Source organism: Verrucomicrobiota bacterium, assembly GCA_016871535.1.
Lineage (GTDB): Bacteria > Verrucomicrobiota > Verrucomicrobiia > Limisphaerales > SIBE01 > VHCZ01.
The window spans coordinates 34,778-48,201 of record VHCZ01000017.1 but is presented as its reverse complement, the minus strand read 5'-3'; the positions used below and the strand labels follow the sequence as shown (position 1 = coordinate 48,201).

Below are 13,424 nucleotides of genomic sequence, written 5' to 3'. Positions count from 1 at the left end.
TTGCCTGGGGCTGCGTTGCTCCTCGGTCACAGCCCCACTGGCGGGGGATGCTCGCTCGTCGCGCCTTGCCCCAGGCCAAATTGGGCGCAACGAACGTGAGCGTATTTACGAAACGGACCACTTAGGCACTTCAGCCGAGGACTCGACGCCCGTGCTCGCCGGATCCGAGCCGGTCCTAACGGATGCGCCGGTCTTCGGGCAACCTGAACACTTCCGACGCGTGCCCTACTTCGGCGACTACGAACTGCTCGAGGAGATCGCGCGCGGCGGCATGGGCGTCGTGTTCCGGGCGCGGCAGGTCAGCCTGAATCGCACCGTGGCGGTGAAGATGATCTTGGCGGCGCAGTTCGCGAGCAAGGACGCCATCCTCCGCTTCCAGGCCGAGGCGCGAGCCGCGGCCCGCTTGCAGCATCCGCACATCGTAGGGATCCACGAAGTCGGCGAACACGAGGGCTTTCACTACTTCTCGATGGACTACGTTGAGGGGAAGAATCTTGGCCAGACGCTCCGCGAGACACCGGTTTCGCCGCGGCGCGCGGCCGAATGGGTGAAAACCATCGCCGAGACCATCCACTACGCGCACGAGCAAGGGATCCTGCATCGCGACCTCAAACCGTCGAACATCCTGATCGATCCCGCTGGCATGCCCCACGTGACGGACTTCGGCCTCGCGAAACAAATCGAGGCACAGTCGGATATCACCGTGTCGGGTCAGGTTCTTGGCTCGCCCAACTACATGCCCCCCGAACAAGCCGGCGTGCGGCGCGGACAAGTGGGCCGAGCCAGCGATGTCTATTCGCTCGGCGCGATGCTCTATCACTTGCTCGCGGGAACCCCGCCGTTCGTCGGCGAGAACGCTGCCGCGACCATGGCCGCCGTCCTGCATCTGGAAGTGGTCGCACCGCGGCTGTTGAACCCAAACGCGCCGCCCGACCTCGAAACCATTTGCCTGAAGTGCCTGGAGAAGGAGCCGCGCCGTCGCTACCAAACGGCGCAAGAATTGGCGGATGAACTGGGGCGTTTCCTCCGCGACGAGCCCATCCTCGCGCGCCCAATCGGTCGCGTCGAGAAAGCCCAGCGCTGGTGTCGGCGCAAGCCGGTGATTGCCAGCCTGACGGCGGGGCTGATGCTGATGTTCCTGCTGGGTCTGACCGGCATCGTGACGCAACTGCGCCGGGTCGAAACCAAGAACCAGGAAAACCTCCGGCAAGTCGCCCGGCTCGACGTGCTGACTGGTGTCCAGCTCATGCAGGCGGGCGATTATTTCAAATCGCTGCTCTGGTTCGCCGAAGCGCTCGCCTTGGATCGCTTCGCGCCGGAGAGAGAATCCCCGGAAAACATTCGCTCATTGAAAACCCTGAACCACCCCTCACCTGTCCTAAGGGCACCCTCTCCCCTCCGAGGGGAGAGGGATGGGGTGAGGGGTCCGTCTCCAGGTTCGTGGGGAGAAGCCATCCATCAAATGCGCATCGCTGCTGTGCTCGAGCAATGCCCGAGACTGGTCCAAATCATCTCGCATGACGGACAGCCCATCGCTTCCGCGTGCTTCAGCCCGATAGACAACCGGCTCGCCACCGTGGGCGCAGACCGCACCGTGCGCGTATGGGGGATTCCGGACGGCCAACCCCTGGTGAAGACGCCGCCGTTGGCTGCGTTCCCGCGTTCCGTCGCGTTCAGTCCCAACGCGGCGCGGCTGCTGGTCCTTCTGCTAGACAACACCGCCCGGCTGCTCGATCCGGCAACCGGTCAGGAGATTTGCGCGCCGCTGCCGCACCGGTCCGAAGGCGCCTGGAATGCACTGTTCGCTCCCGTCTTCGATCCCACGGGAACGACATTGCTGACGCAGCCGAAGGACAAGGAGCTCCAAATCTGGGACGCACCGAGCGGCCAGCCAATCGGTCCGCGCCTGGTCCACACCAACCAAATCGAGCGCGCGCAATTCAGCGCGGACGGCTCGCGGCTCTTCACGCGCGCGCAAGGCAATTTTGCGTGGGACACTCAGACCGGCAAGTCAGTGCCTTTTCCAGCTTATGGACCCGACGCAAACGAGAACTTCTTCGTCAGCCCGTACTCCAACGTGGCAGTAATCGGCGGGCGGATTTGGAATTGGGCCACCAACCAGCCTCGTAGCAGCCGACGTGAGGAGGCTCAACCTTCGAAATCCGAAATTGAAATGGCGCCAGTGGGCGAGCCCTTGATGGACCCGAGGCTTCTTATGTCGGCCGCGTTCAGTCCCGCGGGGGATCGACTTATCATCTGCGGCCGTGATCGCACGGCGCGGATTTGGGACGCTGCGACCGCCAATCCGCTGACTCCGCCTATCCCGCACGATCAGATCGTCCAGTACGCCATGTTTAGCCCCGACGGACGGCGTGTGCTCACGTTCTCGCAGGACAATCTCCGGCGCGTGTGGGATGCGGACACCGGCCAGCCCCTCACGCCGCCGATCAGTTTCGTGATGGGCGGGGGCGTGAGCGCGTTCAGCGGCAGCGGACGTTACTTCCTCACAAGGCATCCGGAGTTCCTGGTCTATGTCTGGGACCTGCACCGCGAGGCCGGGCCGCCCGTTCCGCTGAAGCCGCTTCAGACCGCGGCCATCAACGAAGTGGGGGCGCGCAGCGAGGTGTCGCTCTCAAGAGAAATGAACAACCTCATTCGTGTGCGCAGCCTTCTTAGCGGACTGGACATCCCGCTGCACCCGATCAGCATGAAGCTTGTGCCGATGCAAGCCTGGCTCGACGAGACAAGCCGTTTTGTGATTCTCGAAGGGGAGATGGCCAAGGCGCAAGTCTGGGACGCGGCGTCCGGCATGCCCGTCACCCCGCTCGTGCAAGGCCGATACACCCTGGACGAGAGAGCCTACAAGACCGTGAAGCTGCCGTCCTCCGGTTTGACCGCGCGTGAGGCCGTGGACTTGGCTCAGCTCCTTTCGGGCAGTCGCCTAGACAGCACCGGCGGTTGGACGCCGTTAAAGCTGGAGGAGATCACGGCGGCCTGGGAGCGCTTGACACAAAAATCCGAAATCCGAAGTCCGAAATCCAAACGTGGTACGAACAAGAGGCCGAGGCGGCGGCGGGCGCCTTGGATTGGTTCGCGGCTGCTTTCCATTGGCAACAACTTGCCCGGTTGCATCCTGATCATCGTTGGCCACGTTGATCGTCGCCTATGCGAATGGTCAGACCGAGAAGCTCGCGATCCAAAACCGGGTGCAGGTGGGGGGCGATTGGTCCGCGCCGGAGTACGCGCCGGAGCAGGCTGAAGTCGTGTGGATCGGCACCAACCCGTTCGCCAACTCTCTTCACTGGTCGGTCTGGCTTTACAGATACACCTGGTCCAACCCGCACCCGGACTGGGAGATTTCGCATGCCGATCTGGTGTCCGCGAAGACCGAGGCGTCGTACGTGCTCATGGCGATGACGGTGGAATGAGAACTCCGATAACACGCCAGCGTCATTGGATTGTGGAGAACCGCGTCGCGCGTGACCGTTTTACCTCGCCAGAACTTAGCAAGCCCTAAACGGCAGGCCCGCACACCTCCCGGTGGACCTCGGCTTTCGTCAGTGTGTCCGCGCTCCGGCTCCTACTCGTCTTCTCCTTCTCGGAGCAACTTTTCCACCTCCGCCTTCAGCACCGGGACCTTTTGTTGCACAATGTCCCAAACCACCAAGTCGTCAATCGAATCGTAGCCGTGGGTGATCCGGTTTCGAAAGGCGACGATTGCGGGCACTTCGGAAATCCGCTGGATAGCATGGGGCGCTGTCCGGCCCAGACGGGTAAGCGCTTCGCCGATGATCTCAAACTTGCGTTCGGTGGCGGCGCGAAATTGCTCGTCCGCCTGGTATTCGGCGAAGCTCCGGCCTGCCGCGAAGCTCTCGATGGCCTGGCAGGCCAGCAGGACGTCAAGCAAGAGCTTCTTCGCCTCGTCCGTCATAGATAAGCTGGCGCGTCGCGTCCACGGCCTTTCTAAAGTAGGGGTTGCGGATGGACCGCTCGGTCACAAGGTCAATTTCCTTCTGCAGCAACTCCTGCAACGCGAGCAACAGGCCGAGATACCGATCCGCGTAGGTGCCCGGCTGGGCATCGGCAAACGTTACGAGAAAATCTACGTCGCTGGCCTCCGGCTGGAAGGTTCCTTTGGCTGCGGAGCCAAAAAGTTCCAGTCGCTCAACGCGGAACTGCCGGCACAAGCGGACGAGCGCGTTTCGGTTCTGTTCGATCAGCGGTATCACAGAGCTTCGATCCAGTTTCGATTCGGCAAAGAGGTTAGTCCGCGTAGAACCGAAAGGCAAGCGGCACCCCGAGATGCCGGATACGCGCCGGGTTGCGCCGCTGGTCATTTGATCGGCAAACGTCTGCGCCAAAGAATCGCATATTCTACCTGTAACAATCCGAAACTTTTCCGTCATACCCCAATAGAAGCGCATTGCGACGACGGAACAAATGCTGAACAATTAACTTCGCAGCGGCTTATGAAAACCACGTCCCTCCTTCCTTCCAGCAAGCCGAAGCGGGAGGCACGCCAGCGGTTTGGAGCCGCCTTCGCCGTGCTTCGACGGGCCAAGGTGCGGGGACGGGCAGAGCGAGTCACCGCTATGGACTGCGGTGACGAAGTCTGCGAAGTCACCGCTTTGGCTCCGGGAATTCCGGCGGTACGGCCTGGGCCGACGCGTGCTGACAATCCAAAGCCTTCGGCCGGCTTCACCTTGATCGAGCTGCTGGTCGTGATCGCGATCATCGCGATTCTGGCGGGCTTGCTTCTGCCCGCCATGTCACAAGCCAAGAGCAAGGCGCACTCCATCGCCTGCGCGAACAACCTGCGCCAACTGCAATTGGCCTTCCAACTCTACACCGACGACAACAACCATCGCATGCCGCTGAACAAGGAGGGGGCGCCGTTCGGATACTGGCAAAGCGTGGACGGCTCCTGGGTGGTCGGAAACGCGCAGTGCGGGGACGAACGTAGCGAGTCACCGCTCTGGACTGCGGTAACGAAGTCTGAGGAGTTACCGCTTTGGTTTCGCGACTTCCGGCGGTACGGACTTGACGAGTGCGTGCCGTCGAGCCACAGCGGCGACTGCGCAAGCTCCGTCACCGCAGTCAAAAACACGCGATCTGAAAGAAGAATCACCATGACGGCTCGCTTCACGAAAAGGCCGCCGTGGCCGGTCCTGGCCATGACACTGGTTGTCGCATTGGGTCTGGCGTCGTTGAGCGTCGCCCAAACGAAGAGAGGCGCAGAAAAACTCTGGAAAGGGGCTGCGATCCAAAAGCCAGACAAAGCCGAAGCTCAGCCGGCAGCCCCGGGAACGACGCCACTGCAACTCATCGAGAAGAAGTTCGACATCATTCGTGTCGAAGGCAGCGAACGCAGCTACGAGTTCTCACCAGACGGGGAAAAGGTCGCCTACATCGACGGCACTTCCGGCATTCAGAATCTCTACGTCATGAATCTGAAGACCCGAACGATAGTCAACGTTACGAAGAACCTTTCCACACGAACCAACAAAGTGTTCTGGTTGGACACTTATCGATGGCCGCCCAAATCCGATGAGATTGTCTTTGTGGCCGGCGTTGCCGAGGGGCCAAGGTCCACAAATCAGACTTACACTTTGAGGTCCGTTGCCCCGACGGGAGGCCAGATTAAGTCAGTTTTTCAGAGCAAGTCTTGGTTCTATCCGGCAGGCTGGTCACCAGGAGGAGACGCAATTTTTCTGGGAGCCGTGCAGGGCAAAAGGTTTGTCTTATTGCGCCTTTCTCCCAAAGACGGCCAACAACAAGAACTCCTCGACACGAGCGGAAACGACGGAAAACGACGGTGGCGCGAGGCGAGCCGTTTGGCTCGCGCCTGTGCCCTGCCTTTTCTGAGCTGACACGGACTGCGCGAGTCAGGCAGGCAAAGCGGCTTGGCGCCGGTTCTCAGCGGTCCGGGAAATAATTGGGAAGAGGCTCGACAATCTTGAACTTGATCAGCAGCGCAATCGCAATCGTGTAAGCCAGTGATACAGCAAGATCCTGAATCAGTTTCTTGCGATTGTATGAACCGGGGTTTTCCGACAGCAACGCTTCACCGCCCTTCTGCATGAGAATCAATCCGAGCACGTTCGTCATCCAATAGCCGAGAATGAATGAGACGGAGAACGCCGGCGGATAAAAAAGGCTGATCACCCAGGCGAAAGCCAGGGCCAGCGGTACGTTGACGAACAGGTCATTCCACCCCGACAGCGGGGACAACAGAAACCCCACGAGGCTCAGCGCGCTGCCTTTGATCGACCGTTTCCATTTCATGCCGCGAAGCGCGCTGCATAGAACATCCGGCACCGGTTTGAAAGTGAATTCGATTGATGGGGACGCGGGCGGGAGAGTCGCGCGAGATTCCCTATTTCCCTCGCGGCCGCTTTACGACGACTTCAACCACTGACTTATTCTTCGCGATCGCATTCGCGGGCAAAATGCCGCGCCAGTTGACATTGGGGTAAATGATCGCGCCGCGTCCGACGATGGCGCCTGGATTCAAAACCGCATTGCAGCCGACCTCCGCACCGTCCCCCAGCAGCGCGCCGAATTTACGCAAACCCGTATCCAGCGGCTTCCCGTTGACCTCCACTGTGACGTTGGTGCGGTCCAGTTTGAGATTTGAAATCTTTACCCCGGCGCCAAGGTGAGCTTTGTGGCCGATGACGGAGTCGCCCACATAGTTGAAGTGGGGAACTTGGCAATCATTGAACAGGAAGGAATTCTTCAATTCGCACGAGTTACCGACCACGCAGTCGTCTCCGATGATAACGTGCTCGCGGATGTAAGCGTTATGACGAATCTGGCAGTTCCGTCCGATGATAGCGGGGCCTTTGATCATGGCGCCATCCTCGACGAGCGTTCCCGGACCGATGTACACCTGTTCGCCAATATACGCTCGCCCGTCGCAACGATTGTGCAACGCAGGACTGACGTTCCTTTTGAGGTAGTCGCTGATTCGCGCCAAGACTTCCCACGCATATTCGCAGCTCTCGAAAATCGCGGCGTGCTCGGTTTGAGAAAGGTCGTACAAGTCGGATGGCTTGAACATGGCGCGAAGTTAGAAGAAAGACCAGCGACGTGAAACTTCAAACTGCGCGTTGCGCGCGTTGCGCCGCGTTGCGCATCCTCCGAATGAATTTATTTCAATATTTTCCCGTTTCATGCATCTAATACCACGATGTCACAGACTCTTGTCTTTCTGGCAGAACTTTGAACTCGAAACCTTAAACTTTGAACCCCCAGCGCGGCGGTGAAGTGTCCGTATGGGGTCGTTGCGGTGTCAGCCCGCGCTGGTTTGGTATGAAACTCGCCCGTCTTTTCGCGCTGCTGGGTTGTCTCCACCTTCTGGCAGCCCCGCTCTCAGCCGCCGAGAGAACCAAAGCCCGTCTGGCGCTATCCGCCAATGCCGCGCGGCCGGGTGACCTTGTGATGGCAGGCGTCGAGCTGCGCATGCCGCCGAAGTGGCACACGTACTGGCGCTACGGCGGCGACTCCGGAGCACCGACAAAAATCGAATGGCGGTTGCCTCCAGGGATCACGGCCGGAGAAATCCAATGGCCGACTCCCGAAAAATACACCGCGGCCGATCTGACAACTTACGTTTACCACGATGAAGTTGTTCTGCTGGTCCCGCTGAAACTCACCAGCGATGCCGCGTTGGGTTCGGCAGCCATCAAAGCAACCGTTTCCTGGTTGGAGTGCGAGGAGCTTTGTCTGCCGGGAAAAGCCGATGTAGAAACGAAGCTGACAATCGCCTCCGCGCCCGAGCCCTCTTCAGACGCAGGACTGATCGAGTCCTGGCGAAAGAAATTGCCTGCCACCTCCAACGCCATCCCGGTCAAGGCCCGCTGGGACGGTGGTGCCACCGACGATTCGCGCCCCCTTGTGATCGAATGGGATACCGGATCGAAACCAGAAATCGCGGATTTCTATCCGTACGCCAGCGACGACTACGAAGTGGGCGGCACGACCGAGCGCCTCAATTCGCCAAGCAACACCGTGGCGATCCGCAAGATCGTAAAGAAACTCGGGGACAAATGGCCGGAGCGCATCGCCGGTTTGGTCGTCGTGAAATCTTCCACGGCGCCTGCAAGTCAGGCCCATGAAGTTAGTCTGAGTCTCGCCGCCGGCCCGGAAGTGAAGGCGTCGCAGACGAGTGCGGCAGCACCGAGCGGGGCGGCGCCGCAAAAGAAATCGCTCGTGAACATGCTCTTCCTGGCGTTCTTGGGCGGCCTCATTCTGAACATCATGCCGTGCGTGTTGCCCGTAATCGCGCTGAAGATTTTGGGCTTTGTCAACCAGAGCAAAGAAGATCCGCGCCGCGTGCGGCAGTTGGGTTTGGTCTATGCCTCGGGCGTCTTGGTTTCATTTTTAGTGTTGGCGGGAATCGTCATCGGCGTGCAGCAAGCGGGTCGAGCCGCCAGTTGGGGGATGCAATTTCAGAATCCGCAGTTCTTGGTAGGCATGACCATGTTGGTCACGTTGGTCGCCTTGAACCTCTTTGGCTTGTTCGAGGTCACACTCGGAGGCGGGGCCATGCAAGCGGCCGGCACGCTTGCGAGCAAGGAAGGCAGTGCCGGCGCGTTCTTCAACGGCGTGCTGGCGACGGCGCTGGCGACTCCATGCACGGCGCCGTTCCTTGGGGTCGCACTGGGTTTCGCATTCGCGCAACCGCCCGCAATTGTCGCGCTGATGTTTGCCACGATTGGCCTCGGCCTGGCTGCGCCCTACGTCGTCCTGAGCTGGAATCCAGGCTGGTTGAAGTTTTTGCCCAGACCGGGAGTGTGGATGGAAAAATTCAAAATCGCCATGGGCTTTCCAATGTTGGCCACCGCGGTTTGGCTTCTTTGGCTGACGACGGCCCACTTCGGTCGCGACGGCGTTTTGTGGATCGGCATTTTCCTGGCAACGGTTGCGATGGCTTCCTGGATTTGGGGTGAGTTCGTTCAACGGGGTGGCAAGCGCCAGGGAATCGCGGCCGCCGCGAGCGTTCTCGTGCTGGCGTGCGGTTACTTCTACGCCTTGGAAGGTCAGTTGAACTGGCGTTCTCCCGCGCGAGTGGCCAAGACGAGTCAAACTGTTCTCGGGCATTCCGACGGAATTCAGTGGCGCGCCTGGAGCGCCAAAGGAGTGACGGAGGCCCGTGCTGCCGGTCATCCCGTGTTTGTCGATTTCACGGCGGATTGGTGCGTGACCTGTCAACTGAACAAGAAGACCAGCATCGAAATTCCTTCCGTTCAAGCGAAGCTGAAGGAGATCGACGCCGTTTCATTTCTGGGCGATTACACGAACGAGGATCCGGCGATCACGGAGGAGTTGAAGCGATATGAACGCGCCGGCGTCCCGCTCGTGCTGGCGTATCCCGCCGACGTCACAAAGCCGCCGGTGGTATTGCCTGAATTGCTGAAGCCGAGCCTCGTGCTCGATGCTTTGGAAAAAGTGGCCAGTCCGAAGGTCATTTCCAAAGCCGAAACAAGCCTCAACTCATCCGGAACCAGAAATTAATGCGCGGCAAAAGTTTTGAGGACGCCCAACATCCGTGGACTTTCTGTTAGACCTCAAGGCGGCAGTTCTCCTATTGAACCTATTTAACCCATTAACGATTTAACTCTTCAACACTTCGGTTCTTCCTATGCCATCGAAAACCAAACCTCTCGTCGGAATCATCATGGGCAGCCATTCGGACTGGGAAACCATGCAACACGCCGCGGCGAAGCTCAAAGAACTCAACGTCCCGTATGAAGTCCAGGTGATCTCAGCGCACCGAACGCCCGATGTGCTGTTCGAGTATGTCGGCAGCGCTGCATCGCGTGGTCTGGAAGTCATCATCGCCGGCGCGGGCGGCGCGGCGCACTTGCCAGGCGTGACGGCGGCGAAAACCGAGTTGCCCGTGCTCGGGGTGCCGATGGAATCCAAAGCGCTGCACGGAATGGACTCGCTGCTCTCCATCGTGCAAATGCCGGCGGGGGTGCCGGTCGGGACCCTCGCCATTGGCAAACCGGGAGCGATCAACGCCGCGCTCTTTGCGGTGGCAATCCTGGGCCGCAAATATCCGCAATGCCGCGCGGCCTACCGGCGATTCCGCCGAAAGCAAACCCGCGCCGGAATTGCCAATCGACAGATTAAGGAGTAACGCCTTGCCGTGAGATGAACACTTCCCGCGAACCGAGTCGGATGTGTTTCACTGTTGCGGAGTTTGATCATGAGTTCCATAAGGCGATTCTAGTTTTGGATTTCAAAATGGCGATTGGCAAAACTGGCAACTGACAACTGGCAACTGACAACTGGCAACTGACAACTGGCAACTGGCTATTGGCAGTTTGGGCAAGTCGTCAGTTAGTCAGTATTCAGTACGATTCAACTCCTTTAACCCGCCTAACTCACGCAACACTTCGACGCTCCAACGGCTCTGCCCTCGCCCAACGCGAATCCGCCGGTCGGAACTTCACTTGCGTGCCCGGCCGACATTGCGCAAGCCAGGACAAGTCCGCCGGATCGATCATGCCCAACTTCGGATAACCGCCGACGGTCGGCCCATCGCGCATGATCACAATCGGCTGGCCGCCGGGCGGCACCTGGATCGACCCGACGCGAACGGGTTCGCTGATGATCTGCGGCGGCTGCGGCTTCAGGGCAATGCCCGCCAGTCGATAGCCCGTGCGATCGCTTCGGGAAGTCACGGTCCATTCGTGCGCGAAGAACGCGTCGCGTTCTTTTGCATGAAAACACGTCCATTGCGGGCCGCACCAGACCCGGAGTGGTGGCGGCGCATCGTAGTCGCGCCGTTCGCTCCAAGCGACGCTGCGGCCTGCGACCGTCGGCACCAATCGGAACGCAGCCTCGGATCTGCGACAGAGGATATCGCCCGCAGCGAGCGATTTGCCCAGGCCGCCACGTTGGTAGGCGCTCGCGCTGCCCAGAACTATTTCGGCTTCGAAGCCGCCTTCGACCGCCAGGTAAATCCAGACGCCGGACCGTTCGCGAAGAAAATGAACGAGATCGCCGGCTTTTACGCGAGCAATTCGCCAGGCGGCCACGTTGGCCTCTGCGTCTGCGCCCGTGACCGCAATCCAGGTGTCTTGAAGAACTGCCAGCTTCGCGCCCTGCAAAAGCATTTCCAGAACTGGCGCATCAGGCGGATTGTCCAGCAAGCGATTGGCCCAGCCCGCCGCATGATCGTCCATGACGCCGCTGATCGGGACGCCGAAGCGTCGCCAGCCGAAGCGGCCTCGGTCTTGGAGGCTGGCGCTGATTCCGGGACTGAGCACTTTGAGAACGCCTGGGGCCATCGCCATGATCCATGATGCGTGAAACGCAAAACGCAAGAACGCAGATCACGCATTATGCATTACGTTTCACGTTTTACGTTTTACGATTTACGACCACGAACCTTACTCGATCTCCGTGGCGCAGTCGAAACATCGCCTCGGCGCCCCCACTAGATGTGGCGCGGCCTGGATCGAAAATCCGCAGAGTCGTGTGGCCGATAAGGTTCCAGCCACCCGGACTGTCCACCGTGTAGATTCCTGTGTGTTCCCCGCCGATGCCGACCGACCCGGCGGCCACTCGCGTTCGCGGCGACGGCAGGCGCGGCGTGTGCAGCCGCGGATCGAGATCGCCGAGATACGGAAAACCGGGCGCGAAGCCGAGCATATAGACTTTGTAGAGGGTCGAAGCATGCAATTCGCAAACTTCGTCCCGGCTCAGGCGATTGTGCTCCGCCACACGCGCGAGATCCGGGCCATCGTAAATGACGGGGATTTCCTTCACGGGCGCAGGTGGAAGCACCTCTGACGTGGCCGACTCAAGGCGGGCCGCCAACTCCGGCGCGATCTGGACCGGATCAGGAATCTGATTTGGATCGAATTCCAGCAAGACCGACGTGAACGCGGGAACAAACTCGGTGAGGCCGGGAGGCGGATGTTTCTCCAACTCGGCGGTGATGGCCCGGCCCTTGGCGAACGCGGCGTCGCCCAGTTCATTGGCGAATTGGAACAGCAACGCGCCGGGGCCGTAAGGAATCCACTTCATGGGTCGTGCGGGCAGCAAAATCTCGGTTGCGCTGCGGCTCGTCAAGCGCGGCCTGCTTCGGCCTGCTTCAGCCTGCTTCGAGCCTCCCGAATTTGAGATTGGAAATCTCAAGGGAAGCCCTTAAGCCGCCAGGCTCTACGAACAGGCTGATGAATTTCTGGACGCTGCGCCTCCTCGCTTGCGGGCCGCATTTCGGAACCACTTCGAGCGCGCCGTGCTTTCAGTGACCAATAACATTGCCGAAGGCTTCGAGCGCGGCACGACGAATGAATTGCTTTCGTTCCTCTACATCGCTCGGGGATCAGCGGGCGAAGTCCGCTCAATGCTCTGTTTGCTTGAGCGGCGTCCGTGGATGAAGGATTTCAAATCTCAAATCTGAAATCGATTGCCGAGTCCTGCTCGCGGCAGTTACGGGCCTGGGCCGACTCGCTCCAGAACTCTAGAACTCTGAGATCAAGGGACAACGCCATCTGAACCAGAAGGAGCGCGACCGCCTGGAGGCACGGCAACGGGCCGACGTATTTCAGAAGAAGCTCCTGAACATGCTGTCTCCGGCTCACCCACTCCGCCGCGAGGCCGAGGCACGCGGACAAATCTGAAATTTTAGTTTCTCATCAAATTTCAAGTTTGAAATTGGCAGTGCGGAACCAAATATTCTCCTACCATGAAACCCGATTCTCCAAGCCGGTTGCTCCGTCGTGCGGCGGCGTTCTTCCAAGTCGCCACTCTGGCGGCAGGGGCCCTGGCCCTCACCGTTGAGGCGGCGGACGACCGGGTCAAGGTTGACAATGATCACGCGCGCGTCCTGGTGGTCAGCTCGCCGCCCGGCGCCAAGAGCGAACTGCACGAACACAAAATGAACCGCGTGATGATCTATCTGGATCCCGGCAAAATGACCCTGACGGATACCGCGGGCGCCGTGGAGACACTCGATTTCAAGGCGGGCGAAGTTTTGTGGAGCGCGGTGACAACCCGGCCTCACGTCAGCTTCAACGTGGCCGATCATTCGGTCCGGATCGTGGAGGTGGAATTGAAGTCGAAACCGGACGGCGCCAAGGCCGCGAATCCTCCCGATCTGGATTGGGTGAGGCTGGATCCGAAGCACTGCAAAGTGGAAATCGACAACGAACAGGTGCGCGTCGTTCGCGCGCGGTACGGACCGCACGAAAAGGGGGTGCTGCATGAACACGCCTGGAGCTACGTCGTGGTCTTCTTGACCGACTGCCGCTTGAAAGTGACGAGTGCCGATGGACAATCCGGAACGGCGATCAAAGTTCCCGGCGACGTGACCGCGGGCCGCCCCTCCAAACACGTGGAAGAGAACTTGAGCGACAAACCGCTCGAAGTGATGGTCGTCGAGTTCAAAAAGTAGCGGGCCC

13 protein-coding genes are annotated in these 13,424 nt (G+C 59.9%); 7 read left to right on the top strand and 6 right to left on the bottom strand.

What is annotated here, in order from left to right; all coding sequences use genetic code 11:
• Both FJ398_04370 and FJ398_04365 read left to right on the top strand, forming a co-directional pair.
• The coding region (locus FJ398_04370; protein ID MBM3837190.1) for a hypothetical protein at nt 1-3,259 on the top strand (3,259 nt) is incomplete at its 5' end.
• Entirely contained in the window at nt 3,144-3,428 is a 285-nt protein-coding gene (locus FJ398_04365; GenBank protein ID MBM3837189.1) for a hypothetical protein, read from the top strand. The genes FJ398_04370 and FJ398_04365, both read left to right, overlap by 116 nt.
• A 152-nt stretch (nt 3,429-3,580) precedes the next feature.
• On the opposite strand, the gene FJ398_04360 is transcribed toward FJ398_04365, so the two are convergent.
• Complete coding sequence (locus FJ398_04360) at nt 3,581-3,931, bottom strand: DUF86 domain-containing protein (GenBank protein ID MBM3837188.1); 351 nt, start codon at nt 3,929-3,931, stop codon at nt 3,581-3,583.
• A complete protein-coding gene (locus FJ398_04355) occupies nt 3,900-4,424 on the bottom strand; it encodes a hypothetical protein (protein ID MBM3837187.1) in 525 nt (174 codons plus the stop codon). Before FJ398_04355 ends, FJ398_04360 begins: the two co-directional genes overlap by 32 nt.
• Before the next feature lie 168 nt (nt 4,425-4,592).
• On the opposite strand from FJ398_04355, the gene FJ398_04350 reads away from it, so the two are divergent.
• Nucleotides 4,593-5,870 (top strand): prepilin-type N-terminal cleavage/methylation domain-containing protein, encoded by a 1,278-nt coding sequence (locus FJ398_04350; protein MBM3837186.1) that lies wholly within the window; start codon nt 4,593-4,595, stop codon nt 5,868-5,870.
• A gap of 46 nt (nt 5,871-5,916) precedes the next feature.
• On the opposite strand, the gene FJ398_04345 is transcribed toward FJ398_04350, so the two are convergent.
• A complete protein-coding gene (locus FJ398_04345) occupies nt 5,917-6,285 on the bottom strand; it encodes a hypothetical protein (protein MBM3837185.1) in 369 nt (122 codons plus the stop codon).
• Nucleotides 6,286-6,376: 91 nt separating this feature from the next.
• Complete coding sequence (locus FJ398_04340) at nt 6,377-7,063, bottom strand: UDP-N-acetylglucosamine diphosphorylase (GenBank protein ID MBM3837184.1); 687 nt, start codon at nt 7,061-7,063, stop codon at nt 6,377-6,379.
• Nucleotides 7,064-7,314: 251 nt separating this feature from the next.
• Between FJ398_04340 and FJ398_04335 the strand changes: the two genes are divergently transcribed.
• Entirely contained in the window at nt 7,315-9,519 is a 2,205-nt protein-coding gene (locus FJ398_04335) for a hypothetical protein (protein MBM3837183.1), read from the top strand.
• A gap of 127 nt (nt 9,520-9,646) precedes the next feature.
• Nucleotides 9,647-10,147 carry a 5-(carboxyamino)imidazole ribonucleotide mutase gene (gene purE / locus FJ398_04330; protein ID MBM3837182.1) on the top strand — a complete coding sequence of 167 codons (501 nt, stop codon included), beginning with the start codon at nt 9,647-9,649 and terminating at the stop codon, nt 10,145-10,147.
• Between the two features lie 247 nt (nt 10,148-10,394).
• Here purE and FJ398_04325 read toward each other — a convergent pair whose 3' ends face one another.
• Both FJ398_04325 and pxpB read right to left on the bottom strand, forming a co-directional pair.
• The gene (locus FJ398_04325) at nt 10,395-11,309 is read right to left on the bottom strand and encodes a biotin-dependent carboxyltransferase (GenBank protein MBM3837181.1); all 915 of its coding nucleotides are present in this window, start codon (nt 11,307-11,309) and stop codon (nt 10,395-10,397) included.
• A 67-nt stretch (nt 11,310-11,376) separates the two neighbouring features.
• Nucleotides 11,377-12,045 (bottom strand): 5-oxoprolinase subunit PxpB, encoded by a 669-nt coding sequence (pxpB, locus tag FJ398_04320; protein ID MBM3837180.1) that lies wholly within the window; start codon nt 12,043-12,045, stop codon nt 11,377-11,379.
• Nucleotides 12,046-12,202: 157 nt separating this feature from the next.
• On the opposite strand from pxpB, the gene FJ398_04315 reads away from it, so the two are divergent.
• Both FJ398_04315 and FJ398_04310 read left to right on the top strand, forming a co-directional pair.
• Nucleotides 12,203-12,424 carry a four helix bundle protein gene (locus tag FJ398_04315; protein ID MBM3837179.1) on the top strand — a complete coding sequence of 74 codons (222 nt, stop codon included), beginning with the start codon at nt 12,203-12,205 and terminating at the stop codon, nt 12,422-12,424.
• 285 nt (nt 12,425-12,709) lie between these two features.
• Nucleotides 12,710-13,417, top strand: coding sequence for a hypothetical protein (locus FJ398_04310; GenBank protein MBM3837178.1), 708 nt, complete (start codon nt 12,710-12,712; stop codon nt 13,415-13,417).
• Nucleotides 13,418-13,424: the final 7 nt, after the last annotated feature.